The organism is Magnetospirillum moscoviense (genome assembly GCF_001650635.1).
Lineage (GTDB): Bacteria > Pseudomonadota > Alphaproteobacteria > Rhodospirillales > Magnetospirillaceae > Magnetospirillum > Magnetospirillum moscoviense.
This window is the reverse complement of record NZ_LWQU01000065.1, coordinates 1-25,201: the sequence shown is the minus strand read 5'-3', so window position 1 is coordinate 25,201 and position 25,201 is coordinate 1. Positions and strand designations below refer to the sequence as shown.

Genomic DNA, 25,201 nt, shown 5'->3' with positions numbered 1-25,201 from the left:
AACCAAGATGCGATGACTGAATACAAGTACATCCTGAAAAATTTCGTATCGGGTGGTTAACCCGGTTTCCGGGAAAAACTACAAGAACAATTCTACCATCTTTTATAATCGACAGGTTCGGCGGTGCCTGCGCGGCACGCGATCCTCGCCCGCAATTTGGTCCCAAGAATCGCCTTGCCAATCGGGAATGCCGGGGGTATAAGCACGCCCTCGGCTACGGCCTGTTCCGCAAGAGCGTGTGTCCCAACGGGGCGCGGGCTGACTGCGGAAGGTTATTTGAACCGACAAGTTTCACCGATCGGCGCTCCGATAAGGGGGCGCCGATCCGATTTAACGGATGAAGTGAATATGGAAAGCCAAAACATCCGTATCCGCCTCAAGGCGTTCGACCATCGCGTGCTGGACCAGTCCACCCGCGAGATCGTCAACACCGCCAAGAGGACCGGTGCTCAGGTGCGCGGACCGATCCCGCTTCCCAGCAGGATCGAAAAGTTCACCGTCAATCGCAGCCCGCATATCGACAAGAAGTCGCGCGAGCAGTTCGAAATTCGCACGCATAAGCGTCTGCTGGACATCGTCGATCCGACCCCGCAGACCGTGGACGCGCTGATGAAGCTCGACCTGGCCGCCGGCGTCGACGTCGAGATCAAGCTCTAAGGAAACCAATCGATGCGATCCGGTCTCATCGCCCAGAAGGTCGGCATGACGAGGATCTTCACCGAGGACGGAACTCATGTTCCCGTCACCGTGTTGAAGGTCGACACCTGCCAGGTGGTCTCGACCCGCTCTGTGGAAAAGGACGGCTATGTCGCCGTTCAGCTCGGTGCCGGCCAGGCCAAGGTGAAGAACGTGGCCAAGCCTCAGCGCACCACCTTCGCCAACGCCAAGGTCGAGCCCAAGAAGCAGCTCGCCGAATTCCGTGTCGACCCCGAGAACGTTCTCGAGGTTGGTGCCGAATTGTCGGCCGCCCATTTCATCCCCGGCCAGTTCGTGGACATCACCGGCACCACCATCGGCAAGGGTTTTGCCGGCGGTATGAAGCGCTGGAACTTCCGCGGCCTGGAAGCGACCCACGGCGTCTCGGTCTCGCACCGTTCGCATGGTTCGACCGGTCAGCGCCAGGACCCCGGTAAGGTGTTCAAGGGCAAGAAGATGGCCGGCCACATGGGTGACGTTCAGGTCACCACCCAGAACCTCAAGGTGGTTTCCACCGATACCGAGCGCGGCCTGATCCTGATCAAGGGTTCGGTTCCCGGTTCCGAGGGTGGCTGGGTGCTGATCAAGGACGCGGTGAAGCGCAAGCTGCCCGAGGGCGTGCCGTTCCCGGCCGGCCTGAAGTAAGGAGCACCGCGATGAAGACCAAGGTTATCAGCCTGGACAACAAGGACGTCGGCGAGATCGAACTCTCGGACGCCGTGTTTGGCCTGGCCGCCCGTACCGACCTGCTGCACCGCATGGTGAACTGGCAGCTGGCCAAGCGCCAGTCGGGCAACCACAAGACCAAGGGGATCAGCGAGATCTCCGGCACCACCAAGAAGCCGTTCGCCCAGAAGGGTGGCGGTCGTGCCCGTCAGGGTTCGATGCGCAGCCCGCAGTTCCGCGGCGGCGCCACCATCTTCGGCCCGGTTGTCCGCTCCCACGCGTTCGACATGCCCAAGAAGGTGCGTAAGCTGGCTTTGAAGGTGGCCCTGTCGGCCAAGGCCGCGTCGGGCAAGCTGATCGTTCTCGATCAGGCCACCGCCGCCGCCCCCAAGACCAAGGACCTGGCCACCCGCCTGAAGGCGCTGGGCTGGAACTCGGTGCTGGTGATCGACGGCGCCAAGGTGGACGACAATTTCGCCCTGGCGTCTCGCAACATCCCGCATGTGGACGTGCTGCCGGAAATCGGTGCCAACGTCTACGACATCCTGCGTCGCGACACCCTGGTCCTGACCAAGGATGCCGTCGCCGCCCTGGAGGCTCGCCTGAAATGAGCAAGGTCACTCTCTCCAAGGAGCAGATGTACGACATCATCCGCGCTCCCGTGATCACCGAGAAGGCCACGATGGGTTCCGAGCACAACCAGGTCACCTTCAAGGTGCCGCTGGAAGCCTCGAAGCCGGAAATCAAGGCCGCCGTCGAAGGCGTGTTCGGGGTGAAGGTCACCGCCGTCAACACCATCGTCTCGAAGGGCAAGGTGAAGCGCTTCCGCGGCCGTATCGGTCAGCGTTCCGACGTCAAGAAGGCGATCGTGACGTTGGCCGAAGGCCAGAGCATCGACGTGACGACGGGAGTCTGAAGTCATGGCACTCAAGACGTTCAAGCCCACCACTCCGGGCCGTCGCCAGCTGGTGCTGGTCGACCGTTCCGAACTGTGGAAGGGTAAGCCCGAAGCCAGCCTGACCGAAGGTCTGCGCAAGTCGGGCGGCCGTAACAACACCGGCCGCATCACCGTCCGCTTCCGTGGCGGCGGGCACAAGCGCCGCTATCGCGTCGTCGACTTCAAGCGCGACAAGTTCGATATGCCGGCCACCGTCGAGCGGCTGGAATACGATCCGAACCGCACCGCCTTCATCGCTCTCGTCAAGTACGAGGACGGCGAGAAGCGCTACATCCTGGCCCCGCAGCGTTTGGCGGCCGGCGACGTGGTGATCGCGGGTGAGAAGTGCGACATCAAGCCGGGCAACGCGCTCCAGCTGAAGAACATCCCGGTCGGCACCGTGGTCCACAATGTGGAACTGAAGGTCGGCAAGGGTGGTCAGATCGCTCGCTCGGCCGGCACCTTCGTTCAGCTGGTCGGCAAGGATCAGGGCTATGCCCAGCTCCGCCTGTCGTCCGGCGAGCTGCGCATCGTTCGCGCCGAATGCATGGCCACCATCGGTGCCGTGTCGAACCCCGACCAGCAGAACGTGTCGATCGGCAAGGCCGGTCGCATGCGCTGGCTGGGCTTCAAGCCGCATGTCCGCGGTGTCGCCATGAACCCCATCGACCACCCGCATGGTGGTGGTGAAGGTCGGACCTCGGGTGGCCGTCATCCGGTCACTCCTTGGGGCAAGCCGACCAAGGGCAAGAAGACTCGTTCCAACAAGAAGACGGATGGCCTGATTATGCGCCGCCGTCACGCTCAGTAAGGAGGGACGAGAATGGCTCGTTCCGTTTGGAAAGGACCGTTTGTCGACGGTTACCTGCTCAAGAAGGCGGACAAGTCGCGTGCGTCCGGCCGCAACGAGGTCATCAAGATCTGGTCGCGTCGGTCCACCATCCTGCCGAACTTCGTGGGTTTGACCTTCGGCGTTTACAACGGCCAGAAGTACATTCCGGTCCTGGTGACCGAGAACATGGTGGGACACAAGTTCGGCGAGTTCTCGCCGACCCGCACCTACTTCGGCCATGGCATCGACAAGAAGGCGAAGAGGAAGTAAGTCATGGGCAAGAAGCCTGCTGAACGCGTCCTCTCGGACATCGAGGCCAAGGCCTTCTCGGCGACCATCCGCACCAGCCCGCGCAAGCTGAACCTGGTTGCGGCGTCGATCCGGGGAATGGCTGCGGAAGCCGCCCTGCACAGCCTGACTTTCTCGCGCCGTCGCATCGCGCAGGACGTGAAGAAGGTGCTGCAGTCGGCCATCGCCAATGCGGAAAATAATCACCAGCTGGACGTTGACCGGCTGTATGTCGCCGAAGCCTATGTCGGCAAGGCGATGGTGATGAAGCGGTGGGCGGCACGTGCCCGCGGCCGCGGCACCCGCATCGAAAAGCCGTTCTCGAATCTGACCGTCATCGTGCGCGAACGCGCCGAAGCGACCGGGGAGTAACCAGATGGGTCAGAAAGTCAATCCGATCGGCTTGCGCCTCGGCATCAACCGCACTTGGGACTCCCGTTGGTTCGCCGACGGCGACTACGCCAAGATGCTGCACGAGGATCTCAAGCTGCGTAAGTATCTGCGCGAGAAGCTGGCCCAGGCCGGCGTGTCGCGCGTGATCATCGAGCGTCCGGCCAAGAAGGCCCGCGTGACCATTCACACCGCCCGTCCGGGCGTGGTGATCGGCAAGAAGGGCGCCGACATCGAGGTGCTCCGCAAGGAGCTGTCGAAGATGACCGGCGGCGACGTTCACCTGAACATCGTCGAGATCCGTAAGCCCGAGCTGGACGCCCAGCTGGTGGCCGAAAGCATCGCTCAGCAGCTCGAGCGTCGCGTGTCGTTCCGTCGCGCCATGAAGCGGGCCGTTCAGTCGGCCATGCGTCTGGGCGCCCAGGGCATCCGCATCAATTGCTCGGGTCGTCTGGGCGGCGCGGAAATCGCCCGTATGGAATGGTACCGCGAAGGCCGTGTGCCGCTGCACACGCTGCGCGCCGACATCGATTACGGAATCGGCACCGCCAAGACCACCTATGGGACCTGCGGTATCAAGGTGTGGGTGTTCAAGGGCGAGATCCTGGCGCACGACCCGATGGCCCAGGACAAGCGGGTCGCCGGCGAGACCGCCCCGGCTGAACGCCGCTGATGGTGAAGGAAGAAAGAGATGCTTTCGCCCAAGCGAACTAAGTTCCGCAAATTCCACAAGGGTCGCATTCATGGCGACGCCAAGGGTGGATCGTCGCTCAATTTCGGCGCCTTCGGCCTGAAGGCCCTGGAGCCCGAGCGTATCACCGCCCGCCAGATCGAGGCCGCCCGTCGTGCCCTCACCCGTCACCTGAAGCGTCAGGGCCGTGTGTGGATCCGCGTTTTCCCGGACGTTGCCGTTTCGACCAAGCCGGCCGAAGTGCGCATGGGTTCCGGTAAGGGTACGCCGGAATACTGGGTCGCCAAGATCAAGCCGGGCCGCGTGCTGTTCGAAGTCGACGGCGTGCCGGAAGATCTGGCCCGTCGTGGTTTTGAACTGGCCGCCGCCAAGCTGCCGATCAAGACCAAGTTCATCGTCCGGATCGGGGAGTAACCGCCATGGCGAGCAAGGCTAAGGAACTTCGCGCCAAGTCGGCCGATCAGCTGTCCGAGCGTCTGGTGGAGCTGAAGAAAGAGCAGTTCAACCTGCGCTTCCAGAAGGCTTCCGGCCAGCTGGAGAACACTGCCCGGGTGCGCACGGTGCGTCGCGAGATCGCCGCGATCAAAACCGTTTTGGGCCAGATGGCCCGCACCGCCGCGGCCTAAGGAGTAGCAAGCAATGCCGAAGCGCATTCTTCAGGGCGTGGTCGTCAGCGACAAGATGGAAAAGACCGTGGTGGTCAGCGTCGAACGTCGCGTGATGCACCCGATCTACAAGAAGTTCATCCGTCGTTCGAAGAAGTATCACGCGCACGACGAGAACAACTCTTTCAAGACTGGCGACATCGTGAAAATCCGCGAGTGCCGTCCGCTCTCGAAGACCAAGACCTGGGAAGTGATCGTCGAACAGGCTTGATGCCTGATCGCCGATATCGACCTGGAAAGAAAGGAAACTCGACATGATCCAGATGCAATCCAACCTGGACGTCGCCGATAATTCGGGTGCCCGACGGGTGCAGTGCATCAAGGTTCTGGGCGGTTCGCACCGCACCATCGCCAACGTCGGCGACATCATTGTGGTGTCGATCAAGGAAGCGATTCCGCGCGGCCGCGTGAAGAAGGGTGACGTCCATCGTGCCGTCATCGTTCGCACCGCCAAGGAAATTCGTCGCCCCGACGGCACCGCCATTCGGTTCGACACCAATGCGGCCGTTCTGATCAACAAGCAGAACGAGCCCATCGGGACCCGTATCTTTGGCCCCGTGACCCGTGAGCTTCGTGCCAAGAAGTTCATGAAGATCATCTCGCTGGCGCCGGAGGTGCTGTAATGGCCGGTCTGAACGTCAAGAAGGGCGACAAGGTCGTCGTCATCACCGGTAAGGACAAGGGCAAGTCCGGCGAGGTTCTCGTCGCTTACCCGAAGGAAGACCGGGTCATCGTCCAGGGCGTGAACAAGGTCAAGCGGCACACCCGCCCGACCCAGACCAACGCCGGCGGCATCGTCGAGAAGGAGGCGTCGATCCACGTCTCCAACGTCGCTCATGCCGACCCCAAGGACGGCAAGCCGACCCGCGTCGGCGTCAAGATCCTCGAAGACGGTCGCAAGGTCCGCGTTGCCAAGCGGTCCGGCGAAGTCATCGACCGGTAATGGGGAGCACGAAGACCATGACCGCGCGTTTGCGTACGCACTACGACACCAAGGTCCGGCAGGCTCTGCAGGAGGAATTCTCCTACGCCAATCCGATGCAGGTGCCGAAGCTGGAAAAGATCGTCATCAACATGGGTGTCGGCGAAGCCGCCCAGGATTCGAAGAAGATCGAGGCCGCCGTGGCCGAACTGACCGCCATCGCAGGTCAGAAGCCGGTGGTGACCAAGGCCAAGAAGTCCATCGCTCAGTTCAAGCTGCGCGAGGGCCAGGTGGTCGGCTGCAAGGTCACCTTGCGCGCCGATCGCATGTACGAATTCCTGGACCGCCTGATCAACATTGCGCTGCCGCGCGTCCGCGACTTCCGCGGCGTTCCGGCCAAGAGCTTCGACGGCCGCGGCAACTATGCCATGGGCCTGAAGGAGCAGCTCGTGTTCCCGGAAATCAACTACGATAAGGTTGATGCCACCCGGGGCATGGACATCATTTTCGTCACGACGGCCAAGTCCGACAAGGAAGCCAAGGCGCTTCTCAAGGGCTTCGACATGCCGTTTGCTGGCTGATGGGAGTTTAGCAATGTCGAAGATCAGCTCCGTCGAGCGCAACAACAAGCGCGCTAAGTTGGCCAAGCAATTGGCCGGCAAGCGCGCGCGCCTGAAGGCGGTCGTGATGAACCGTGACGCCAGCCCCGAGGAACGCTTCGAAGCGTCCATGAAGCTGGCCGAGCTTCCCCGCAACTCCGCCAAGAACCGCGTCCGCCTGCTGTGCGAGATCACCGGTCGCCCGCGTGGCAATTACCGGAAGTTCAAGATCTGCCGCATCAAGCTGCGTGAACTTGGCAACCTTGGCCAAATCCCCGGCCTCGTCAAGTCGAGCTGGTAAGGAGGCATAACCCATGGCTATGACCGATCCGCTCGGCGATATGCTCGCCCGCATCCGTAACGGGCAGCGCGCCAACAAGGCGAGCATTTCCTCGCCGGCGTCGAATTTGCGTATGAACGTCCTCGAAGTGCTCAAGCGCGAGGGCTACATCCGCGGCTACACCAAGCAGGACGTCCGTCCCGGTGTGTCTGAGCTCACCATCGAGCTCAAGTACCACGAAGGCAAGGCGGTGATCTCGACGATCTCCCGCGTGTCGACCCCGGGCCGCCGCGTCTATTCGAAGATTGCCGACCTCCCCCGCGTGGCGAACGGTCTGGGCATCACCATCCTGTCCACCCCGAGTGGCGTGATGAGCGATTCCGAGGCCCGGACCGCCAATGTCGGTGGCGAAGTTCTGTGCCAGGTGTTCTAAGGAGGAACGACAGATGAGCCGAGTGGGCAAATACCCCGTGCCGGTGCCGTCTGGCGTCACCGTCCAGATCGCCGGCGATGAATTCATCGCCAAGGGCAAGAATGGTGAATCGCGCATGCCGCTGTCGCTCGACCTGGTGGACACCACCATCGAAGGCGACAAGGTGTGGGTGAAGCCGAAGGCCGAGGCCAAGCAGGCGCGCATGATGTGGGGCACCACCCGCGCGCTGATCAACAACCTGGTCAAGGGCGTTTCCGAGGGCTTCACCGTCAACCTCGAGATCAACGGCGTCGGTTACCGCGCCGCGGTCGAGGGTAAGGTTCTGAAGCTGGCTCTCGGTTACTCGCACGACATCAATTATCCGATCCCGGATGACATCGCGATGAAGTGCGACAAGCCGACGGCTATTTCGATCACCGGCCGCGACAAGCAGCGGGTGGGGCAGATTGCGGCGGAGATCCGGTCTTATCGTGGTCCCGAGCCCTATAAGGGCAAGGGTATCAAGTACGAGACCGAGACGATCCTGCGCAAGGAAGGCAAGAAGAAGTAAGGGGCACCGCCATGATGACGCCGAAGGAACTTTTCGAGCGCCGCAAGCGGCGCGCTCGTGCCAGCATCGCGAAGAAGTCGGGTGGCCGTGTCCGCCTGTCGGTCTTCCGGTCGGGCAAGAACATCTATGCCCAGATCATCGACGACCTCCAGGGCGTGACCCTGGCTGCCGCCTCGACCCTGGACAAGGACATCAAGGGCCAGATCAAGACCGGCGCGACCGTCGATGCGGCGACCGCTGTTGGCAAGTTGATCGCCGAACGGGCCATCAAGGCCGGCATCACCGAGGTGGTGTTCGATCGCGGTGGTTACATCTATCACGGTCGGGTCAAGGCCCTGGCCGAGGCGGCCCGCGAAAGCGGCCTGTCTTTCTAAGGGAACGAGATCATGGCACGTACTCCCAATACTGAAGCTGAGGGCGCCGGTCGGCGTGGTCGTGGTCGCGGTGGCGACGGCGAGCGTGAGGGTCGCGCCCCGCGCGGCCGTGGCGACGCCCCGCGTCAGGAGCGCGAGGAAAGCGAGTTCGTCGATAAGCTCGTCCACATCAACCGCGTTGCCAAGGTCGTCAAGGGCGGCCGTCGCTTCGCCTTCGCCGCTCTGGTGGTGGTTGGTGACGCCAAGGGCCGCGTCGGCTACGGATCGGGCAAGGCCCGTGAAGTGCCGGAAGCGATCCGCAAGGCGACCGAGCAGGCCAAGCGTAACCTGATCAAGGTTCCGCTGCGCGAGGGTCGCACCCTGCATCACGATTGCACCGGCCACTTCGGTGCCGGCCGCGTCGTGCTGCGCGCGGCGCCTCCCGGTACCGGCATCATCGCCGGCGGCCCGATGCGCGCCGTTTTCGAGACCATGGGCGTGGCCGACGTCGTCGCCAAGTGCCTGGGCACCTCGAACCCGCACAACATGATCAAGGCGACCTTCGACGCTCTGTTGAGCCTGAACTCGCCCCGCTCGATCGCCGCCAAGCGCGGCAAAAAGGTCGGCGAGATCATCGGTCGTCGTGACGGTGCCGCCGCCGCGGCCGCCGTCGCCTAACGCCAAGGGGTGAACGACATGGCTGCCAACAAGACCGTTCGCGTGACCCAGGTGGGAAGCCCCATCGGCCGTCCCGATGACCAGCGCGCCACCCTGATCGGGCTGGGCCTGAACAAGATGCATCGCACCAAGGAGCTGGAGGATACTCCGGCGGTGCGGGGCATGATTGAAAAGGTCAAGCACCTGGTTAAGGTCGAGGCCTAATATTATAAAGTTCCCCCCCCTGCCCGGAGACGGGCGGGGGGCGGATCACAAGGATCAAGACGATGACGAAGCTCAACGATCTGCGCGACAACGAAGGCGCGCGCTACAAGTTCAAGCGCATCGGCCGCGGCATCGGCTCGGGCAAGGGAAAGACCTCGGGCCGTGGCGTCAAGGGTCAGGGCTCGCGCACCGGCGTTTCGCTGCACGGCTTCGAAGGCGGTCAGATGCCGATCTATCGGCGCCTGCCCAAGCGCGGTTTCAATAACGTCAACGCCCGTGAGTTCTCCGAGGTCAATCTCGGTCGCTTGCAGGCCGCCATCGAGGCCGGCAAGGTCGACGCTGGCCAGCCCATCACCGAGACCGTGCTGCGCGCGGCCGGCCTGATCGGCAAGCAGCTGGACGGCGTGCGTCTGCTGGCCCGTGGCGAGTTGAAGACCAAGGTGACCATCGAGGTGACCGGCGCCTCCAAGGCCGCGATCGCGGCCGTCGAGAAGCTGGGCGGTTCCGTGAAGGTTGCCGAAGAGGCCGTTGCCGAGGGCTGATCGCCCTCGGCAAACCTTCTTCTTTCCGCTATAACGCGCACCGGACCTTTTTTAATCGGAGCCAAGGCACATGGCCTCTGCCGCCGAGCAGCTTGCCGCGAACGTCAATTTTGGTGTCTTTGCGAAGGCGACCGACCTCAAGAAGAGGATCTGGTTCACCGTCCTCGCCCTGGTGGTCTACCGCCTGGGCACCTGGATTCCGATTCCCGGCGTCGATCCGCACGTCATGGCCGATCTGTTCAAGCAGTCGGGCGGCGGCCTTCTCGGCATGTTCGACATGCTGGCCGGCGGCGCGTTGCAGCGCATGACCATCTTCGCTCTGGCGATCATGCCGTACATCTCGGCGTCGATCATCATGCAGCTGATGACCACCATCGTTCCCTCGCTTGAGCAGATCAAGAAAGAGGGCGAGGCCGGTCGCAAGAAGATCAACCAGTACACCCGCTACCTGACGGTGATCATCGCCGCCATGCAGGCCTATGGCATCGCCGTCGGCCTGGAAGGCATGACCGGTTCGACCGGCTCGGCGGTGATGATGGACAACCATCTGCTGTTCCGCTTCTCGACGGTGGTCACGCTGGTCGGCGGCACCGTGTTCCTGATGTGGCTGGGCGAGCAGATCACCGCGCGTGGCATCGGCCAGGGCACCTCGCTGATCATCATGGCCGGCATCGTGGCGGAACTGCCCGGTGCCTTGGCCGGCACCCTGGAACTGGGCCGGACCGGCGCACTTCCGGTGCTGCTGATCATCGGCTTGCTGCTGCTGTCGGTGGCGATCATCTACTTCATCGTGTTCGTCGAACGCGCCCAGCGCCGGATCATCGTTCAGTATCCGAAGCGCCAGGTCGGCAACAAGATGTATGGCGGCGAATCCAGCCATCTGCCGCTCAAGATCAACACGCCGGGCGTCATCCCGCCGATCTTCGCCAGTTCGCTGCTGCTGATGCCGGTGACGGTCGCCCAGTTCGCCACCGCCGGCGGTCCTGAATGGCTCACCACCTTCACGGTGCTGATGGGCCGTGGCCAGCCGCTGTACCTGGCGCTCTACACCCTGTTAATCGTGTTTTTCGCCTTTTTCTATACCGCCGTCGTCTTCAATCCGGTCGATACCGCCGAGAATTTGAAGAAGTATGGCGGTTTCATTCCGGGCATCCGGCCGGGTAAGAACACGTCCGATTATCTGGATTATGTTCTGACCCGCCTGACGGTACTGGGCGCCGCCTACCTAACTGCGCTCTCTGTCCTGCCCGAACTGCTGATTGCCAAGTGGTCTGTGCCCTTTTACTTTGGCGGCACCAGCTTGTTGATTGTCGTCTCGGTGACGATGGATACCGTCGCCCAGGTTCAATCTCATTTGCTGGCCCATCAATATGAGGGGCTCATCAAGAAGGCCCGCCTGAGAGGTCGTCGCGGCTGACCCACCCCCCTAATAACGTGACATGGGCAGCCGCGGGATAAAGGGGAGAACAGCAAAAATGAACCTGGTCCTGTTGGGGCCGCCCGGTGGCGGCAAGGGTACGCAAGCCAAGCGCTTGCAAGATCGGTATGGCCTGATTCAACTGTCCACCGGCGACATGCTGCGTGCGGCGGTGGCGTCGGGCTCGGAGGTCGGCAAGAAGGCGAAATCCGTCATGGATGCCGGCCAGCTGGTGTCCGATGACATCGTCATCGCCATCATCGACGAGCGCCTCGATCAGCCCGACACCTTGAATGGTGTCATTTTTGACGGTTTCCCGCGCACGGTCGCCCAGGCCGAGGCGTTGGACAAGATGCTGGTGAGGAAGAAGCGCAAGCTCGACTTCGCCATCGAAATCCGCGTCCCTGACGCGCCGATCGTCGAACGCATCACCGGCCGCTTCACCTGCGGCAAGTGTGGCGCCGGCTATCATGACAAGTTCCAGCGGCCGAAGGCCGATGGTGTCTGCGACAGCTGCGGTTCGACCGAATTCGTCCGCCGTGCCGACGACAATGCCGAGACGGTCAACAAGCGACTGGCCGCCTATCACGAGCAGACCGCTCCCCTGCTGCCTTATTACGACAAGCAGGGTGTCTACATGTTGGTGGACGGGACCCAGGATATTTCCGCGGTCACCCGTTCGCTGGAAGCCCTGCTGGACCCGGTGCGGGGCCAATAAGATTTAAGGGGGAATGGTTCAAGAGTCCCGGTTGACTCTTGGTCGATTCCCCCTATAATCGCGCACCTTCGCTTTCCCCCATGCCGGGCTGGGCTCGGTGTGGTGTGGTCTTTTTTGTTGGAGTGGGTTGTGGCACCAAGCCTGGCCCGGATCACCTTGACTTAAGGAGTAACCAGCTTTGGCCCGTATCGCTGGCGTCAACATTCCGACCAATAAGCGCGTCACCATCGCGCTGACCTATATTCATGGCATTGGCCGCAGCAAGGCTGCCGACATTTGCGTCAAGCTGGGGATCCCCGCCGAGCGCCGTGTCAATCAGCTGACCGACGACGAAGTCCTGAAGATCCGCGAAATGATCGACCGCGACTTTCAGGTCGAAGGTGATCTGCGTCGCGAAGTGGCGATGAACATCAAGCGTCTGATGGACCTGGGCTGCTATCGCGGCCTGCGGCATCGTCGCGGCCTGCCGGTCCGTGGGCAGCGCACGCATACCAATGCGCGCACCCGCAAGGGCCCGGCCAAGCCGATCGCCGGTAAGAAGAAAGCCACGAAGTAAGGATCACCTCAGATGGCCAAGCCTGCTGCTACCGCGCGTCCTCGTCGTCGCGAGCGTAAGAACATCACCTCGGGTGTTGCCCACGTGAATTCCACGTTCAACAACACCATGATCACCATCACCGACGCCCAGGGCAACACGATCTCGTGGTCGTCTTCGGGCATGCAGGGCTTCAAGGGCTCGCGCAAGTCGACCCCCTATGCCGCCCAGGTGGCTGCCGAGGACGCTGCCCGCAAGGCGGCAGAGCACGGCATGCGCACCCTGGAAGTCGAAGTGAAGGGCCCCGGTGCCGGCCGCGAGAGCGCTCTGCGCGCGCTGCAGGCCGCTGGTTTCGCCATCACCTCGATCCGCGACGTCACCCCGATCCCGCACAACGGCTGCCGTCCGCGCAAGCGTCGTCGCGTCTGATCGGAGGCCCGTTCTGGCAATGCCGTCGCCTTCCCCAAAGGGCCGGGGATGGCGGCGGTCCTTGCCGTTTCGGTCCATCGTTTTGTTCCTAGCATGAGGTCACGCTCGTGATTCAGAAGAACTGGCAGGAACTGATCAAGCCCTCGAAGCTCCAAGTCGAGCCCGGGGCCGACGCTGCCCGCGTCGCTACCGTCGTCGCCGAACCGCTGGAACGCGGCTTCGGCATGACCCTTGGCAACAGCCTGCGTCGTGTTCTGCTGTCGTCCCTGCAGGGCGCGGCGGTCACCGCCATCCAGATCGACGGGGTTCTGCATGAATTCTCGTCGGTGCCGGGTGTGCGCGAAGACGTCACCGACATCATCCTCAACATCAAGAACCTTGGCCTGCGCATGCATGGCGAAGGTCCGAAGCGGATGCACCTGAAGGCCACCGGCCCGGGTGAAGTCACCGCCGGGATGATCGAGGTCGGTCACGACATCGAGATCATGGACCCCGACCTGGTGCTGTGCACCATGGACGAGGGCGCCAAGCTGAACATCGAGTTCACGGTCGAGACCGGCAAGGGTTATGTGCCCGCCTCGCAGAACCGTGCCGAGGACGCGCCGATCGGTCTGATCCCGATCGATGCCATCTTCTCGCCGGTCAAGAAGGTCGCCTACAAGGTCGAGAACACCCGCGTCGGTCAGGTCACCGACTACGACAAGCTGTCGATGGTGGTCGAGACCAATGGCGCCGTCCGTCCCGACGACGCGGTCGCCCTGGCGGCCCGCATCCTGCAAGACCAGCTGCAGCTGTTCATCAACTTCGACGAGCCCAGCGCGGTGGTCGAGGAAGAGCGCAAGGACGAACTGCCCTTCAACAAGAACCTGCTGCGCAAGGTTGACGAGCTCGAGCTGTCGGTCCGTTCGGCCAATTGCTTGAAGAACGACAACATCATCTATATCGGCGATCTGGTCCAGAAGACCGAGGCCGAGATGCTGCGCACCCCGAACTTCGGCCGCAAGTCCTTGAACGAGATCAAGGAGGTGTTGTCGACCATGGGTCTGCACCTGGGTATGGAAATCACCAACTGGCCGCCCGAGAACATCGAGGACCTGGCCAAGAAGTTGGAAGAGCCCTACTGAGGTTCGCCAATCCAACCCCTCCCCCGGACCGGGGGAGGGGTTGAGCTTTAGGGCCAGTCAGGCCCGACCGCGCCGTACTCCGGGTTTCGGGGGCGGTGTCGGGGTGAAATCGGTTCTCGCGCCGCGAGACCAAGCCAAAGGAGAGAACGATGCGTCACGGCATGTCCGGTCGTAAGCTCAACCGCACCAGCTCCCACCGTAAGGCGATGTTCGCCAACATGGTGGTGGCTTTGCTGAAGCACGAGCAGATCAAGACCACCCTGCCCAAGGCCAAGGACCTGCGTCCGATCGCCGAGAAGATCATTTCGCTGGGCAAGTCCGGCACCCTGCACGACCGCCGCCGCGCCTTCGCCATGCTGCGCGACGACGCCGTGGTGGCCAAGCTGTTCTCGACCCTGGCTGAGCGTTACAAGGGCCGTCCGGGCGGCTATTGCCGCGTGCTGAAGGCCGGCTTCCGCTATGGCGATTCGGCTCCGATGGCGATCATCGAGCTGGTCGACCGCGATCCGGCCGCCAAGGGCCTGGATTCCGGCCCGACCGCCGAGAAGAAGGACGAGTCCGAGGAATAATCCTCGTCGCGTTTCCAATGAAAAGGGCGCCCCGACCGGGCGCCCTTTTTTGTTCCGACGCCGGCAGCCGTTAGTCGCCTAGATTGACGATCAAGTCGGAGCCGAAGCGCAAGCCGACAACATTGCAGGCCATCTCAATGATTCGGCCAATGGTCGCCCGGCTGTGGTTGGTGCTGATCCACCAACCAGATTTCAGCTTGGTCGAGTGCTCCCGGCAAAGGTCAGGCCGGCCGGGATAAAGCTCGTCAGGAGTCTTAGACATATAGCGGCGAGTCCTCCCGTGCTTGGGGAGCGCGGCGAAACGCTCCGGGAACGAGGTGTCCCGCGCCGCCAAGGCTTCGAAGGCTTTGATCATCACATCACAGGCGTTGCGACCTGTATGGTGTGTTCCATCGAGGACGAAGCCGATCGACAAAGGGAAAGACGCTCCCTGCGGCGCTGACGCCGGATCAGGGCGTGATGCTGGAGCCTGGGCCGATGCGACTGAGAATTGGACAGCCGGTAGCGAGCATTTCGGGTGGGGAGCTTGGGGCCGTGAGGTATCTATGGCAGGGCCGCTCTTGGTCCTCGACTTCAAGAACCGGGCGACGGCGTCGGGGTCCGGCTTGAAGCCGCATAGGTTCTCCACCTTGTCGGCGACGATCTCCAACAGCATCTCGTCCTCGTCCTCTACCAGACGGTCCCACGCTGACGGCAGCGTGGAGACGATCTGCCGCTCGCGGGCCACATTGCGGTAGTCCTGTCGCGCCGCGTCGATGGCCGCCCCCGAGGCGATCGCGTCGTGCCGCAGGTAGCGTTCGAGCCTCGAGACGCACTCATCCACATCCCGCTCCACGATGTCGAGCTTATAGACCCGCCGCTCCCCGTAGTCGCCCTGCTCGGCAGGAAGGAAGAAGTTCCACTCTTGACCGTCTGTCAGGATCGCCATCGGGACTCCGGCATGGAATGCGTATTCGAAGAGCTGCCGCTCGGCTCCATCGCTCTGCCCGATCTGCTTGACCTCCACGAAGGCGATCGGCTTATTGGCGGGGTGGCACAGTGCATAATCCACGCGGCGGCCCGACAAGGAGTATTCGGGGCAGACAACCCGTGTGTCATAGGTCGGCCACGAGAGGGCATTTAGAATCCGCAGGATGATACCCTGTGAGACCGAAGCCTCGTTCGCGAACCGGCCCGACTTGATGCCGGCCCGGATGTCCTCGATGTCTTGCGCTAAACCCATGCGGCGTCTCCCCCAGAACTGTGCATTAGTTTAAGCGCGAACAGGAAGCCCGTCGATGCCGATGCGGACCGGAGATGGCGGCTGCGGCTATCTTCACCCAGGTCAAGACGGATTAGGCCGGGCGGGCCTATGCGGCCTATAGCGGCATCCACATCCTGACATCGCTGTTGTCGCTGTGGGCCGTCGAAGGCGCGTGGCCGGATCGCTGGGATCTGGTCGGTGTCGCCTTTTGCCTGAACGGGGGCCGGTGTGATCCTGTTCGGCCCACGACCGGTTTGACGCGCCGGTACCGCCGTTCCTCGGCCCCGAACCGGGCTGCCAACGCCCCCAGCACCGATGGTGGGACGTTGCGGGCCTGGTCCCATACGGCGTGGATGATGTCGGCATGGGTGAAGTCGGCCCCGGTCAGGTCGGCGGAGACGAAACGGGCGAAGCGGGCCGAGGCGCCCGATAGTTTAGCGTCGGTCAGGTTGGCCCGCGTCAAGTCGGCGCTTTCCAGGTCGGCCCCGCTCAGGTTGGCGCCCCTGAGATCCAGGTTTTCCAGTTTGGCGTTGGTGAAGTCGCAGCCCTTCAGGTTGGCGCGCGCCACAGGTTCGCATGCCGCATGGGCCTGACCGGCGGTCAGCACCAAGGCGGCCCAAATGATCACTTTCATGGCGTGCTCCCTCTGACGGGTGTTAAGCGTCAGGTGGGGACGAACCCTGTGCCGGCAAGGGGGTGAGCCTAAATCCCCCGCGCCTGCTTGATGAAGCTGGCGAACCATTTGTAGCTGTCCTTGGGCGTGCGCTTCAAGGTGTCGTAATCGACGCGGACGATGCCGAAGCGCTTCGACAGGCCGAAGGCCCATTCGAAATTGTCCAACAGGCTCCAGGCCAGATAGCCCTTCATGTTGACGCCGTCCTTCAGCGCGCGGGCCACCTGGGCGACGTGCTCCTGGATGAACAAGGTGCGCTCGGGATCGTGGACGGCGCCATCGGGGCTGACGACGTCGTCATAGGCGGCGCCGTTCTCGGCGACATACATCGCCGGATTGCCGTAAAGCGTCTTCAGCTCCATCAAGATGTCGTAAAGCCCGTCGGGCTGGACCGGCCAGCCCATGCCGGTATAACGCTCGGCCTTGGGGTCGCCCCAGCCGGCGTTGAACGGGCGGCCGGGTTCGTGCTTCATGGTGTTGCGGCCGTAATAGTTCAGGCCCAGCAGGTCGACCGGGAACTTGGCCAGCTCCAGGTCGCCGGCCTGGACGAACGGGCGCATCTGGTCGGCGACGATGTCGGGCAACTGGCCGCGCAGCAAGCCGTCAAGGGTGACGCGGTTCCAGGCGGCGTCCCACAGCAGGGCGGCGCGGACGTCTTCGGGCTTGTCGCTTTCCGGCCGGCACGGGCTGACATTGGTGACGGTGCCCAAGGTCGCCTTGGGCAGCACCGAGCGGATGGCCCGAAGTCCGGTGCCTTGCGCCAGGTTCTGGTGGTGCAGCGCCTTCAAGATGCCGATCTCGCCCAGATTGTGGCCCGGCGCATGGTCGGTCAGGCCATAGCCGAAGATCGCCACCACGTTGGGTTCGTTCAGCATCATCCAGGTATCGACGCGGTCGCCGAAGCGCTTGGCGCAGATGGTGGCGTAATCGCCGAACGGGCCGGTGACCTCGCGGCCCTGCCAGCCGCCCTTGTCCTCCAGCGGCTGCGGCAGGTCCCAATGGTACAGGCAGGCCATCGGTTTTATGCCGGCGGCCAGTAACTCGTCGATCAGGCGGTCATAGAAGTCCAGGCCCTTGGGATTGACGGCGCCGGTGCCGGCCGGAACGATGCGCGGCCAGGCCAGCGAGAAGCGATAGGCGTTGAAGTCGGCCGCCTTCATCAGCGCCACGTCTTCCTTGTAGCGGTGGTAATGGTCGCAGGCGACCTTGGCCGAGCTGCCGTCGGTGATGCGGCCCTGTTCGGTATAGGTATCCCAGATGTCCTTGCCGCGCCCATCGACATCAAGCGCGCCCTCGATCTGATAGGCCGAGGTCGAGGCCCCCCACAGGAAATCCTTGGGGAACAGTTTGGCATCCAGGGGGGCGGCGGCGGAAGCGGGCAGGGCGGACATGGCGGCGGCTCCGGCAAGGAATTGGCGGCGGGATAGTTTCATGGCTCTATCGTCGCGCAGATCGGAAAATTGGCAAGCGGGAAAGTCGGTCCTGTGGCATCATCCGGCCCCGTTTCGGTCAAGGAGATGGAACCCGTGCTGGGCAAGAGCATCAAGCGTTTCTACAAGCAGGCCGCCGCCGTGGCGGGCGAGGGCGGTTTCGTCATTCACCTGGACGGCAAGCCGGTCAAGACCCCCCTGGGCCACCGGCTGGCACTGCCGAGCCTGGCCCTGGCCGAGGCGGTGGCCGCCGAATGGCAGGCGCAAGAGACCGAGATCAAGCCGCACACCATGCCGCTGACCCAATTGTCCAGCACCGCCATCGACCGGGTCGGCCCGGAACGGGGCGCCATCACCGCCCAGCTGATGGCCTATGCCGGTACCGACCTGTTGTGCTATCGCGCCGATTTCCCGCCCGAGCTGGTCAAGCGCCAGGCGTTGTCGTGGCAGCCGCTGGTGGATTGGGCGCGCACCGCCCTGGGCGCCGAGCTGACGGTGACCGAAGGGGTGATCGCCATCGCGCAAGCCCCGGCCGCCCTGACGGCCCTCAAGGCCCATCTGGACGGGTTGGACGTCTGGGTGCTGACCGCCGCCCAATCGGCCTGCGCGGCCACCGGATCGCTGGTGCTGGCCCTGGCCCTGGCCGCCGGCCGCGTCGATGCCGAAGCCGCCTTCGCGGTATCGCAGCTGGACGAGGATTTCCAGATCGAGCAATGGGGCGAGGATTACGAGGCGGCCGACCGCCGCGCCGCCTTGCGCGCCGATTTGCGGGCGGCCGAACGGCTGCTGAATCTGTGTCGGGCCGCGTAATATTGTTGCGGGGCGCCAATCCCGCGCGAAATCGATGAAATCCGCAGAAAACTGCCGAATTCGCCTTGTTACAAACTGCAATACAACGTGAGGAACGGCCGTCCGTTTTTCGGTGGCACCGACACACGAGTAATGGTATTTCAACCGCCCTGACCAGAAGGGTGGGACAGCCGCCCGATGGGGCTCGCGCTTTTGCCGATCAGGCAGTAGTGTGGGCGACCCACGTCGCTAACCAGTGCGGTACCACCGCACGAGGGGGAACCGGATGCAGGAAATCATTCGCCAGCTCGAAGAAAAGAGGAACCGCGCCTATCTGGGCGGCGGTCAGAAGCGCATCGACGCGCAGCATTCCAAGGGCAAGCTGACGGCGCGCGAACGCGTCGAGTTGCTGCTGGACCCCGATTCCTTCGAGGAGTGGGATCTGTTCAAGGAACACCGCTGCACCGACTTCGGCATGGCGGAAGAAAAGAACCTGATCCCCGGTGACGGCGTGGTCACCGGCTACGGCACCATCAACGGCCGTCTGGTCTTCGTGTTCAGCCAGGATTTCACCGTCCATGGCGGCTCGCTGTCGGCGGCCCACGCCGAGAAGATCTGCAAGATCATGGACAAGGCGGTCCAGGTCGGCGCCCCGGTGATCGGCCTGAACGATTCGGGCGGCGCCCGCATCCAGGAAGGCGTGGACAGCCTGGCCGGCTATGCCGAGGTGTTCCAGCGCAACGTCGAAGCCTCGGGCGTGGTGCCGCAGATCTCGATGATCATGGGCCCGTGCGCCGGCGGCGCGGTTTACTCGCCGGCCATGACCGACTTCATCTTCATGGTCAAGGACAGCTCGTACATGTTCGTGACCGGTCCGGACGTGGTCAAGACCGTGACCCACGAGACCGTCACCGCCGAGGAACTGGGCGGCGCCATCACCCACTCGACCAAGTCCGGCGTCGCCGACCTGGCCTTCGAGAACGATGTCGAGGCGCTGCTGCAGCTGCGCCGCTTCATGGACTTCCTGCCCGGCTCGAACCGCGAGAAGCCGCCGGTGCGTCCGACCGCGGACCAGCCCGACCGCATCGAGATGAGCCTGGACACCCTGATCCCGGACAATGCCAACAAGCCGTACGACATGAAGGAACTGATCCTGAAGGTCGTCGACGAGGGTGAGTTCTTCGAGGTGCAGCCCGGCTATGCCGGCAACATCATCGTCGGATTCGCCCGCATGGAAGGCGCCACCGTCGGTGTCGTCGCCAACCAGCCGATGGTGCTGGCCGGCTGCCTGGACATCGCCAGCTCGATCAAGGCCGCCCGTTTCGTGCGCTTCTGCGACGCCTTCAACATTCCGATCCTGACCTTCGTCGATGTGCCCGGCTTCCTGCCCGGCACCGCCCAGGAATATGGCGGCATCATCAAGCATGGCGCCAAGCTTTTGTACGCCTATGCCGAATGCACCGTGCCGAAGATCACCGTCATCACCCGCAAGGCCTATGGCGGTGCCTATGACGTGATGAGCTCGAAGCACCTGAAAGGCGACGTCAACTTCGCCTGGCCGACCGCCGAGATCGCGGTGATGGGGCCCAAGGGCGCGGTCGAGATCATCTTCCGCACCGATATCGGTGATTCCGAGAAGATCGCGGCGCGGACCGAGGAATATCGTCAGAAGTTCGCCAACCCCTTCGTCGCCGGCCATCGCGGCTTCATCGACGACGTGATCATGCCGCACTCGACCAGGAAGCGCATCTGCCGCTCGCTGGCGATGCTGAAGGATAAGAAGCTCGAACGGCCGGTGCGCAAGCACGGCAACATCCCGCTCTAAGGGGGGCTGGCAGAATGTTCACCAAGATTCTGATCGCCAATCGCGGCGAAATCGCCTGCCGCGTCATCAAGACCGCCCGCAAGATGGGCATCAAGACGGTGGCCGTCTATTCCGACGCCGACAAGGACGCCCTGCATGTGCAGATGGCCGACGAAGCGGTGCATATCGGCCCGCCGGCCTCGGCCCAGTCGTACCTGCTGATCGACAAGATCGTCGATGCCTGCGTCAAGACCGGCGCCCAGGCGGTTCATCCGGGTTACGGCTTCCTGTCGGAAAAGCGCGAGTTCCAGGAAGCGCTGGCCAAGGCCGGCATCGCCTTCATCGGTCCCGACGCCCACGCCATCTTCGCCATGGGCGACAAGATCGAATCGAAGAAGCTGGCCCGTGAAGCCGGCGTCAACACCGTGCCCGGCTATCTGGGCGTCATCAAGGATGCCGCCGAGGCGGTCAAGATCGCCAACGAGATCGGCTATCCGGTGATGATCAAGGCTTCGGCCGGCGGTGGCGGCAAGGGCATGCGCCTGGCCTGGAACGACGCCGAGGCCTTCGAAGGCTTCACCTCGGCCACCAACGAGGCCAAGGCCTCGTTCGCCGACGACCGCGTCTTCGTCGAGAAGTTCATCGAGCAGCCGCGCCACATCGAAATCCAGGTTCTGGCCGACGGCCATGGCACCGTGCTGTATCTGGGCGAGCGCGAATGCTCGATCCAGCGTCGTCACCAGAAGGTGATCGAAGAGGCCCCCAGCCCGTTCCTGACGCCTGAGACCCGCAAGGCGATGGGCGAGCAGGCCTGCGCCCTGGCCCGCACCGTGCAGTACAAGTCGGCCGGTACGGTGGAGTTCATCGTCGGCGGCGCCACTGGCGAGTTCTTCTTCCTGGAAATGAACACCCGTCTGCAGGTCGAGCACCCGGTCACCGAAATGATCACCGGCATCGACCTGGTCGAGCAGATGATCCGCGTCGCTGCCGGCGAGAAGCTGGCCTTCGGCCAGGACGACATCAAGCTGAACGGCTGGGCGATGGAAAGCCGCGTCTATGCGGAAGACCCGTTCCGCAACTTCCTGCCCTCGACCGGTCGCCTGACTCGCTACATGCCGCCGGCCGAATCGGCCCATGTGCGTGTCGATACCGGCGTCTACGAAGGCGGCGAGATCAGCATGTTCTACGATCCGATGATCGCCAAGCTGATCACCTATGGTCCGACCCGCGACGCCGCCATCGCCCATATGCGTGACGCCCTGGACGCCTATTACATCCGCGGCCTGTCGCACAACATTCCGTTCCTGGCCTCGCTGATGAGCAAGGAACGCTTCGTCAAGGGCGCGCTGACCACCAATTTCATCGCCGAGGAATATGCCAACGGCTTCCACGCCGACGATCTGCCGGCCGACGATCCGACCGTGCTGATCGCGGTGGCAGCGGCGGTCAACCTGGCCTCGTCGGCGCGGGAATGCAAGATCTCGGGCCAGTTCCCCGGCCACGAGGTCAAGGTGCAGACCGCCTGGACCGTGGTGTTCAACGGCCAGTATCACGAGATCGAGGCCCGCCCGGCCGAAGGCGGCTTCGCCATCGTCATCGGCAAGGACGTGGTCGATGTCAAGACCGACTGGCAGTTGGGCCAGCCCTTGTTCCGCGGCACTGTCGATGGCCGGACGGTCTGCGTGCAGGTCGATCGCGAGGGCGTGGCCTTTGTGCTGGCCCACGCCGGCAGCCGCGCCAAGGTGCTGGTGCTGACCCGCCATGCGGCGGCCATGAACAAGCTGATGCCGTTCAAGGCGCCGCCGGACATGTCGAAGTACCTGCTGTCGCCGATGCCGGGCCTGCTGCGCGCCGTCGAGGTGACGGAAGGCCAGGAGGTCAAGGCCGGCGAGCCGCTGGCCATCGTCGAGGCCATGAAGATGGAAAACATCCTGAAGGCCGAGCGCGACGGCACGGTCGCCAAGATCCACGCCAAGGCCGGCGAGTCGCTGGCGGTCGATCAGAAGATCATCGAATTCGGCTGATCGCAGACGACAAGAAATCCCCTCGGGAGGGAACTCCCGGGGGGATTTTGCCTTTTTTACGGGGGCCTTTGGTGGTCTAATCGGCCAGCGACACTTACGCCCCGAGGCCTATGACCTTCGTTTCCGTCTCCAGTTCCAAACGGTCTGTTGCCGCCGCAATGGTGGTCATGTTGGGGCTGCTGGCCGCGTCGGCCTTGCGGATCCACGAAGCCTACGACAGCGCGGTCGAGAACGAGGTCCAGCACCTGACCCAGGCCGCTCAGTCGGCCGAGACCCAGGTGGCCGAAAGCGATCAAGCGGTCCAGCGGTTGCTTGAAGCCGTGGCCCAGGGGAACGCGGCCGGCGATTCGGCCTGGCTGCGCACTTTGGTCCATCCCTTCAAGGAAGTTCGCCAGGCCTTTCTGGTCGGCCCCGATGGGCGGGTCATCGCCTCGACCTTGCCCGATCTGGTTGGTCGCGACGTTTCACACCGTCCCTATTACACGCAGTTGCTCGAGCAAGGTCCGGCATCGCGCTTCTTCATGACGGCGCCCCTTCGCACCATGGACGGCGGACCGGACGTGATTTTCGTCTCGATGCGGATCGATCGCCCGGACGGCGGTTGGGGCGGGGTGGCGGTGGCCGCCCTGGATCTGGAATTCTTCAACGCCGTCGCCGAGCGGATATCCTTGCCCGGTGACGGCAGCAGCGCAGCCCTGGTGAACCGCACGGGCACCATCATCGCCCGCCATCCCGACCCCGCTTCCTTCTTCGGCAAGAATGTCGCCGACGGCAAGGCCTTCGTCGGCCATGTCGCAAGCGGCAAGGTCCAGACCGTCCATCGCACCCAGGCGGCCACCGACGGGCGCGACGAGCTGATCGTGACGCGGACCTACATGGCTGGGGGCACGAATCCGGTGCTGATCTTCCTGACGCGCGACATGGACGATGTGCTGGTGTCATGGCGGCGCGGCACGGTGATCGAGCTGGCCGTGCTGGTGGTGACCTGCATCGGCGTGGGCCTGCTGGGGTGGTTGGCGGCCGGGCGAGAGAACCGCCTGCGCCAGGCTCAGGCGGCCATCGAGGAAAACGCCCGTCTGGTGCTGGCGATGGAGCAAAGCCCCGCCTCGGTGGTCATCACCGACCTCAACGGTCGCATCGAATTCGTCAATCCGGCCTTCACCCGCGTCACCGGCTACGACATTACCGAAGCCCGGGGCGAGAATCCGCGCATCTTGAAGTCCGGTCACACCCCGGATGAGGAATATCGGGCGATGTGGGCGACCTTGCGGGCCGGCGATCCGTGGTCGACGGTGTTCCTGAACAAGCGCAAGGATGGCTCGACCTATTGGGAGCAGGCGCAGATCTCGCCCATTCGCGACGCGCGCGGACAAATGACCGGCTATATCGCGGTCAAGGAAAACATCACCGATCGCATGATCGCCGAACAAACCATTCGCCGGCTTAATCAGCGATTGCAGTCGCTGCTGGACGCCGCGACCCAGGTGGCGATCATTGCCACCGACCCCGATGGGCTGATCACCACCTTCAATCGCGGCGCCGAGCTGATGCTGGGCTATTCCGCCGACGAGATGGTCGGGCGGTCCACGCCCCTGGCGTTCCACGATGCCGCCGAGGTGGAAGCGCGTACGTCCCCCGGAAATGGCGGCTTTCGCACCTTCGTCCATCGGGCCGACCGCGAAGGCCATGATAGCGGCGAGTGGACCTATATCAGGAAGGATGGCACCCGGTTCCCGGTGTCGCTGATGGTGTCGCCGGTGCGCGGCGACGATGGCGATATCGTCGGCTATCTGGGTCTGGCCATCGACATCAGTAACGAATTGCGCATGAAGGCCGAGTTGATCGAGGGCAACCAGCGTCTTGATCGCCAGGCCCGCGAACTGGCCCGGGTCAACGAGGAACTGGCCGAGTTCGCCTATGCCGCCAGCCACGATTTGCGCCAACCCTTGCGCATGGTCAGCGCCTATCTGACCCTGATCGCCCGCAAGCTGAGCGATCAGCTGGACCCGGAAAGCCAAACCTATTTCGGGTTCGCCATCGATGGGGCAAAGCGCATGGACGCCCTGATCCTTGGCTTGTTGGACTATTCCCGCGTCGGCCGGGCCGGGGGCGCGTTCGAGCCGGTCTCGCTGCAGACCGTGCTGGAGACGCAGATCCGGACCTTGGCCTTCACACTGGAAGAGGTCGGAGGCCGGATCGAGGTCGCCCCCGATCTGCCCACTATCCAAGGCGACGAACCGGAATTGAACCGGTTGGTCGGCAACATCCTGGGCAACGCGATCAAGTATCGCGCGCCAGACCGACCATTGCGTGTTTCCGTCGGGTGGAATATCGCAGATGGATGGACTATCTTGTGGATTAAGGATAACGGGCGCGGTATGGACCCCAAGGACCATGAGCGTGCGTTCCGGGTGTTCCAGCGTTTGGTTCCGCAGGGCGAGGTCGAGGGTACCGGTATCGGCCTTGCGATTTGCCGCAAGATTGCCCAACATCACGGCGGGCGCATGTGGATTTCTTCAAGCATCCAGGATGGATGCACCTTCCATGTCGCCTTTCCGACCGAGGCCGGAGCAGGCGAGAGGGCATGACGATGGGGCAGCAAGTGTTGGGTAAACAGCAAAATGATCGCGGGCGCCCGTTCGAGGTTTTGGTCGTCGAGGACGAGCCCGCCGATATCGAGCTGATCCGCATGGCCCTGGACAGCGGCCCCTATCAATGCA

Annotated in this window: 33 protein-coding genes and 1 pseudogene; 31 read left to right on the top strand and 3 right to left on the bottom strand. The window is 63.3% G+C overall.

Annotation, left to right across the window (positions count from 1 at the left end):
* Positions 1 to 348 precede the first annotated feature (348 nt).
* From rpsJ to rplQ, 27 genes are all read left to right on the top strand, one after another.
* Positions 349 to 657: a 30S ribosomal protein S10 gene (gene rpsJ, locus A6A05_RS03335; protein ID WP_002725423.1), complete on the top strand. Its 309-nt coding sequence runs from the start codon at positions 349 to 351 to the stop codon at positions 655 to 657.
* A gap of 12 nt (positions 658 to 669) precedes the next feature.
* On the top strand, positions 670 to 1,341 hold the full coding sequence (rplC, locus tag A6A05_RS03330; protein ID WP_068497443.1) for a 50S ribosomal protein L3: 672 nt from the start codon (positions 670 to 672) through the stop codon (positions 1,339 to 1,341).
* An 11-nt stretch (positions 1,342 to 1,352) separates the two neighbouring features.
* Complete coding sequence (gene rplD, locus A6A05_RS03325) at positions 1,353 to 1,973, top strand: 50S ribosomal protein L4 (protein ID WP_068497440.1); 621 nt, start codon at positions 1,353 to 1,355, stop codon at positions 1,971 to 1,973.
* Positions 1,970 to 2,278: a 50S ribosomal protein L23 gene (locus A6A05_RS03320; RefSeq protein WP_068497439.1), complete on the top strand. Its 309-nt coding sequence runs from the start codon at positions 1,970 to 1,972 to the stop codon at positions 2,276 to 2,278. Before rplD ends, A6A05_RS03320 begins: the two co-directional genes overlap by 4 nt.
* 4 nt (positions 2,279 to 2,282) lie before the next feature.
* Complete coding sequence (rplB, locus tag A6A05_RS03315; RefSeq protein ID WP_068497438.1) at positions 2,283 to 3,110, top strand: 50S ribosomal protein L2; 828 nt, start codon at positions 2,283 to 2,285, stop codon at positions 3,108 to 3,110.
* Between the two features lie 12 nt (positions 3,111 to 3,122).
* Positions 3,123 to 3,401 (top strand): 30S ribosomal protein S19, encoded by a 279-nt coding sequence (gene rpsS, locus A6A05_RS03310; RefSeq protein ID WP_068497437.1) that lies wholly within the window; start codon positions 3,123 to 3,125, stop codon positions 3,399 to 3,401.
* A gap of 3 nt (positions 3,402 to 3,404) precedes the next feature.
* Positions 3,405 to 3,791: a 50S ribosomal protein L22 gene (gene rplV / locus A6A05_RS03305; protein WP_068497436.1), complete on the top strand. Its 387-nt coding sequence runs from the start codon at positions 3,405 to 3,407 to the stop codon at positions 3,789 to 3,791.
* Between the two features lie 4 nt (positions 3,792 to 3,795).
* Entirely contained in the window at positions 3,796 to 4,482 is a 687-nt protein-coding gene (rpsC, locus tag A6A05_RS03300; protein ID WP_068497433.1) for a 30S ribosomal protein S3, read from the top strand.
* Between the two features lie 18 nt (positions 4,483 to 4,500).
* Positions 4,501 to 4,914, top strand: coding sequence for a 50S ribosomal protein L16 (rplP, locus tag A6A05_RS03295; RefSeq protein ID WP_068497430.1), 414 nt, complete (start codon positions 4,501 to 4,503; stop codon positions 4,912 to 4,914).
* A gap of 5 nt (positions 4,915 to 4,919) precedes the next feature.
* Positions 4,920 to 5,126, top strand: a complete 207-nt coding sequence (gene rpmC / locus A6A05_RS03290; RefSeq protein ID WP_068497428.1) for a 50S ribosomal protein L29 — start codon at positions 4,920 to 4,922, stop codon at positions 5,124 to 5,126.
* 13 nt (positions 5,127 to 5,139) lie between these two features.
* Positions 5,140 to 5,376 carry a 30S ribosomal protein S17 gene (gene rpsQ / locus A6A05_RS03285; RefSeq protein WP_068497426.1) on the top strand — a complete coding sequence of 79 codons (237 nt, stop codon included), beginning with the start codon at positions 5,140 to 5,142 and terminating at the stop codon, positions 5,374 to 5,376.
* 43 nt (positions 5,377 to 5,419) lie between these two features.
* Entirely contained in the window at positions 5,420 to 5,788 is a 369-nt protein-coding gene (rplN, locus tag A6A05_RS03280; RefSeq protein WP_068497425.1) for a 50S ribosomal protein L14, read from the top strand.
* Positions 5,788 to 6,108, top strand: coding sequence for a 50S ribosomal protein L24 (rplX, locus tag A6A05_RS03275; RefSeq protein WP_068497424.1), 321 nt, complete (start codon positions 5,788 to 5,790; stop codon positions 6,106 to 6,108). The genes rplN and rplX overlap by 1 nt, the downstream gene beginning before the upstream one ends.
* A 17-nt stretch (positions 6,109 to 6,125) precedes the next feature.
* Positions 6,126 to 6,668, top strand: a complete 543-nt coding sequence (rplE, locus tag A6A05_RS03270) for a 50S ribosomal protein L5 (RefSeq protein WP_156520872.1) — start codon at positions 6,126 to 6,128, stop codon at positions 6,666 to 6,668.
* Between the two features lie 13 nt (positions 6,669 to 6,681).
* Entirely contained in the window at positions 6,682 to 6,987 is a 306-nt protein-coding gene (gene rpsN / locus A6A05_RS03265) for a 30S ribosomal protein S14 (RefSeq protein WP_068497419.1), read from the top strand.
* Between the two features lie 13 nt (positions 6,988 to 7,000).
* Positions 7,001 to 7,399 (top strand): 30S ribosomal protein S8, encoded by a 399-nt coding sequence (gene rpsH / locus A6A05_RS03260; RefSeq protein ID WP_068497417.1) that lies wholly within the window; start codon positions 7,001 to 7,003, stop codon positions 7,397 to 7,399.
* 13 nt (positions 7,400 to 7,412) lie between these two features.
* Entirely contained in the window at positions 7,413 to 7,949 is a 537-nt protein-coding gene (rplF, locus tag A6A05_RS03255; protein WP_068497415.1) for a 50S ribosomal protein L6, read from the top strand.
* 11 nt (positions 7,950 to 7,960) lie between these two features.
* Entirely contained in the window at positions 7,961 to 8,323 is a 363-nt protein-coding gene (gene rplR / locus A6A05_RS03250; protein WP_068497413.1) for a 50S ribosomal protein L18, read from the top strand.
* A gap of 12 nt (positions 8,324 to 8,335) precedes the next feature.
* Positions 8,336 to 8,980 carry a 30S ribosomal protein S5 gene (gene rpsE, locus A6A05_RS03245; protein WP_068497412.1) on the top strand — a complete coding sequence of 215 codons (645 nt, stop codon included), beginning with the start codon at positions 8,336 to 8,338 and terminating at the stop codon, positions 8,978 to 8,980.
* A gap of 18 nt (positions 8,981 to 8,998) precedes the next feature.
* Complete coding sequence (gene rpmD, locus A6A05_RS03240; RefSeq protein WP_068497507.1) at positions 8,999 to 9,184, top strand: 50S ribosomal protein L30; 186 nt, start codon at positions 8,999 to 9,001, stop codon at positions 9,182 to 9,184.
* Positions 9,185 to 9,246: 62 nt separating this feature from the next.
* The gene (gene rplO / locus A6A05_RS03235) at positions 9,247 to 9,726 is read left to right on the top strand and encodes a 50S ribosomal protein L15 (protein ID WP_068497411.1); all 480 of its coding nucleotides are present in this window, start codon (positions 9,247 to 9,249) and stop codon (positions 9,724 to 9,726) included.
* A 70-nt stretch (positions 9,727 to 9,796) separates the two neighbouring features.
* Complete coding sequence (gene secY, locus A6A05_RS03230) at positions 9,797 to 11,143, top strand: preprotein translocase subunit SecY (protein WP_068497410.1); 1,347 nt, start codon at positions 9,797 to 9,799, stop codon at positions 11,141 to 11,143.
* A 58-nt stretch (positions 11,144 to 11,201) separates the two neighbouring features.
* Positions 11,202 to 11,861, top strand: a complete 660-nt coding sequence (locus tag A6A05_RS03225; RefSeq protein ID WP_068497408.1) for an adenylate kinase — start codon at positions 11,202 to 11,204, stop codon at positions 11,859 to 11,861.
* Between the two features lie 178 nt (positions 11,862 to 12,039).
* Entirely contained in the window at positions 12,040 to 12,417 is a 378-nt protein-coding gene (rpsM, locus tag A6A05_RS03220) for a 30S ribosomal protein S13 (protein WP_068497406.1), read from the top strand.
* 12 nt (positions 12,418 to 12,429) lie between these two features.
* Complete coding sequence (gene rpsK, locus A6A05_RS03215; protein WP_068497404.1) at positions 12,430 to 12,825, top strand: 30S ribosomal protein S11; 396 nt, start codon at positions 12,430 to 12,432, stop codon at positions 12,823 to 12,825.
* Positions 12,826 to 12,932: 107 nt separating this feature from the next.
* Positions 12,933 to 13,949: a DNA-directed RNA polymerase subunit alpha gene (locus A6A05_RS03210; protein ID WP_068497402.1), complete on the top strand. Its 1,017-nt coding sequence runs from the start codon at positions 12,933 to 12,935 to the stop codon at positions 13,947 to 13,949.
* Between the two features lie 149 nt (positions 13,950 to 14,098).
* Positions 14,099 to 14,518 carry a 50S ribosomal protein L17 gene (gene rplQ, locus A6A05_RS03205; RefSeq protein ID WP_068497401.1) on the top strand — a complete coding sequence of 140 codons (420 nt, stop codon included), beginning with the start codon at positions 14,099 to 14,101 and terminating at the stop codon, positions 14,516 to 14,518.
* A 70-nt stretch (positions 14,519 to 14,588) separates the two neighbouring features.
* Here the strand turns inward: rplQ and A6A05_RS03200 are convergent, their stop codons facing one another.
* The 3 genes and pseudogenes from A6A05_RS03200 to A6A05_RS03190 all read right to left on the bottom strand — a co-directional run bounded on the left by A6A05_RS03200 (position 14,589) and on the right by A6A05_RS03190 (position 17,825).
* On the bottom strand, positions 14,589 to 15,740 hold the full coding sequence (locus A6A05_RS03200; RefSeq protein ID WP_068497400.1) for a hypothetical protein: 1,152 nt from the start codon (positions 15,738 to 15,740) through the stop codon (positions 14,589 to 14,591).
* A gap of 379 nt (positions 15,741 to 16,119) precedes the next feature.
* Positions 16,120 to 16,395, bottom strand: a pseudogene (locus A6A05_RS22060) (pentapeptide repeat-containing protein); the annotation flags it as partial.
* 68 nt (positions 16,396 to 16,463) lie between these two features.
* Positions 16,464 to 17,825, bottom strand: coding sequence for a GH1 family beta-glucosidase (locus A6A05_RS03190; protein ID WP_082910667.1), 1,362 nt, complete (start codon positions 17,823 to 17,825; stop codon positions 16,464 to 16,466).
* 126 nt (positions 17,826 to 17,951) lie between these two features.
* On the opposite strand from A6A05_RS03190, the gene A6A05_RS03185 reads away from it, so the two are divergent.
* The 4 genes from A6A05_RS03185 to A6A05_RS03170 all read left to right on the top strand — a co-directional run bounded on the left by A6A05_RS03185 (position 17,952) and on the right by A6A05_RS03170 (position 25,069).
* On the top strand, positions 17,952 to 18,674 hold the full coding sequence (locus tag A6A05_RS03185; RefSeq protein WP_082910664.1) for an ATP12 family protein: 723 nt from the start codon (positions 17,952 to 17,954) through the stop codon (positions 18,672 to 18,674).
* Between the two features lie 265 nt (positions 18,675 to 18,939).
* Positions 18,940 to 20,478: an acyl-CoA carboxylase subunit beta gene (locus A6A05_RS03180; protein ID WP_068497396.1), complete on the top strand. Its 1,539-nt coding sequence runs from the start codon at positions 18,940 to 18,942 to the stop codon at positions 20,476 to 20,478.
* Positions 20,479 to 20,492: 14 nt separating this feature from the next.
* Entirely contained in the window at positions 20,493 to 22,481 is a 1,989-nt protein-coding gene (locus tag A6A05_RS03175) for an acetyl-CoA carboxylase biotin carboxylase subunit (RefSeq protein ID WP_068497395.1), read from the top strand.
* Positions 22,482 to 22,648: 167 nt separating this feature from the next.
* Positions 22,649 to 25,069 (top strand): PAS domain S-box protein, encoded by a 2,421-nt coding sequence (locus A6A05_RS03170; RefSeq protein ID WP_172822173.1) that lies wholly within the window; start codon positions 22,649 to 22,651, stop codon positions 25,067 to 25,069.
* Positions 25,070 to 25,201: the final 132 nt, after the last annotated feature.

What these genes read in the sequence shown, in the direction of transcription:
- rpsJ (WP_002725423.1), top strand. Translation starts at nt 349, where the DNA reads ATGGAAAGCCAAAACATCCGTATCCGCCTCAAGGCGTTCGACCATCGC.
- rplC (WP_068497443.1), top strand. Translation starts at nt 670, where the DNA reads ATGCGATCCGGTCTCATCGCCCAGAAGGTCGGCATGACGAGGATCTTC.
- rplD (WP_068497440.1), top strand. Translation starts at nt 1,353, where the DNA reads ATGAAGACCAAGGTTATCAGCCTGGACAACAAGGACGTCGGCGAGATC.
- A6A05_RS03320 (WP_068497439.1), top strand. Translation starts at nt 1,970, where the DNA reads ATGAGCAAGGTCACTCTCTCCAAGGAGCAGATGTACGACATCATCCGC.
- rplB (WP_068497438.1), top strand. Translation starts at nt 2,283, where the DNA reads ATGGCACTCAAGACGTTCAAGCCCACCACTCCGGGCCGTCGCCAGCTG.
- rpsS (WP_068497437.1), top strand. Translation starts at nt 3,123, where the DNA reads ATGGCTCGTTCCGTTTGGAAAGGACCGTTTGTCGACGGTTACCTGCTC.
- rplV (WP_068497436.1), top strand. Translation starts at nt 3,405, where the DNA reads ATGGGCAAGAAGCCTGCTGAACGCGTCCTCTCGGACATCGAGGCCAAG.
- rpsC (WP_068497433.1), top strand. Translation starts at nt 3,796, where the DNA reads ATGGGTCAGAAAGTCAATCCGATCGGCTTGCGCCTCGGCATCAACCGC.
- rplP (WP_068497430.1), top strand. Translation starts at nt 4,501, where the DNA reads ATGCTTTCGCCCAAGCGAACTAAGTTCCGCAAATTCCACAAGGGTCGC.
- rpmC (WP_068497428.1), top strand. Translation starts at nt 4,920, where the DNA reads ATGGCGAGCAAGGCTAAGGAACTTCGCGCCAAGTCGGCCGATCAGCTG.
- rpsQ (WP_068497426.1), top strand. Translation starts at nt 5,140, where the DNA reads ATGCCGAAGCGCATTCTTCAGGGCGTGGTCGTCAGCGACAAGATGGAA.
- rplN (WP_068497425.1), top strand. Translation starts at nt 5,420, where the DNA reads ATGATCCAGATGCAATCCAACCTGGACGTCGCCGATAATTCGGGTGCC.
- rplX (WP_068497424.1), top strand. Translation starts at nt 5,788, where the DNA reads ATGGCCGGTCTGAACGTCAAGAAGGGCGACAAGGTCGTCGTCATCACC.
- rplE (WP_156520872.1), top strand. Translation starts at nt 6,126, where the DNA reads ATGACCGCGCGTTTGCGTACGCACTACGACACCAAGGTCCGGCAGGCT.
- rpsN (WP_068497419.1), top strand. Translation starts at nt 6,682, where the DNA reads ATGTCGAAGATCAGCTCCGTCGAGCGCAACAACAAGCGCGCTAAGTTG.
- rpsH (WP_068497417.1), top strand. Translation starts at nt 7,001, where the DNA reads ATGGCTATGACCGATCCGCTCGGCGATATGCTCGCCCGCATCCGTAAC.
- rplF (WP_068497415.1), top strand. Translation starts at nt 7,413, where the DNA reads ATGAGCCGAGTGGGCAAATACCCCGTGCCGGTGCCGTCTGGCGTCACC.
- rplR (WP_068497413.1), top strand. Translation starts at nt 7,961, where the DNA reads ATGATGACGCCGAAGGAACTTTTCGAGCGCCGCAAGCGGCGCGCTCGT.
- rpsE (WP_068497412.1), top strand. Translation starts at nt 8,336, where the DNA reads ATGGCACGTACTCCCAATACTGAAGCTGAGGGCGCCGGTCGGCGTGGT.
- rpmD (WP_068497507.1), top strand. Translation starts at nt 8,999, where the DNA reads ATGGCTGCCAACAAGACCGTTCGCGTGACCCAGGTGGGAAGCCCCATC.
- rplO (WP_068497411.1), top strand. Translation starts at nt 9,247, where the DNA reads ATGACGAAGCTCAACGATCTGCGCGACAACGAAGGCGCGCGCTACAAG.
- secY (WP_068497410.1), top strand. Translation starts at nt 9,797, where the DNA reads ATGGCCTCTGCCGCCGAGCAGCTTGCCGCGAACGTCAATTTTGGTGTC.
- A6A05_RS03225 (WP_068497408.1), top strand. Translation starts at nt 11,202, where the DNA reads ATGAACCTGGTCCTGTTGGGGCCGCCCGGTGGCGGCAAGGGTACGCAA.
- rpsK (WP_068497404.1), top strand. Translation starts at nt 12,430, where the DNA reads ATGGCCAAGCCTGCTGCTACCGCGCGTCCTCGTCGTCGCGAGCGTAAG.
- rplQ (WP_068497401.1), top strand. Translation starts at nt 14,099, where the DNA reads ATGCGTCACGGCATGTCCGGTCGTAAGCTCAACCGCACCAGCTCCCAC.
- A6A05_RS03200 (WP_068497400.1), bottom strand. Translation starts at nt 15,740, where the DNA reads ATGGGTTTAGCGCAAGACATCGAGGACATCCGGGCCGGCATCAAGTCG.
- A6A05_RS03190 (WP_082910667.1), bottom strand. Translation starts at nt 17,825, where the DNA reads ATGTCCGCCCTGCCCGCTTCCGCCGCCGCCCCCCTGGATGCCAAACTG.
- A6A05_RS03185 (WP_082910664.1), top strand. Translation starts at nt 17,952, where the DNA reads ATGGAACCCGTGCTGGGCAAGAGCATCAAGCGTTTCTACAAGCAGGCC.
- A6A05_RS03180 (WP_068497396.1), top strand. Translation starts at nt 18,940, where the DNA reads ATGCAGGAAATCATTCGCCAGCTCGAAGAAAAGAGGAACCGCGCCTAT.
- A6A05_RS03175 (WP_068497395.1), top strand. Translation starts at nt 20,493, where the DNA reads ATGTTCACCAAGATTCTGATCGCCAATCGCGGCGAAATCGCCTGCCGC.
- A6A05_RS03170 (WP_172822173.1), top strand. Translation starts at nt 22,649, where the DNA reads ATGTTGGGGCTGCTGGCCGCGTCGGCCTTGCGGATCCACGAAGCCTAC.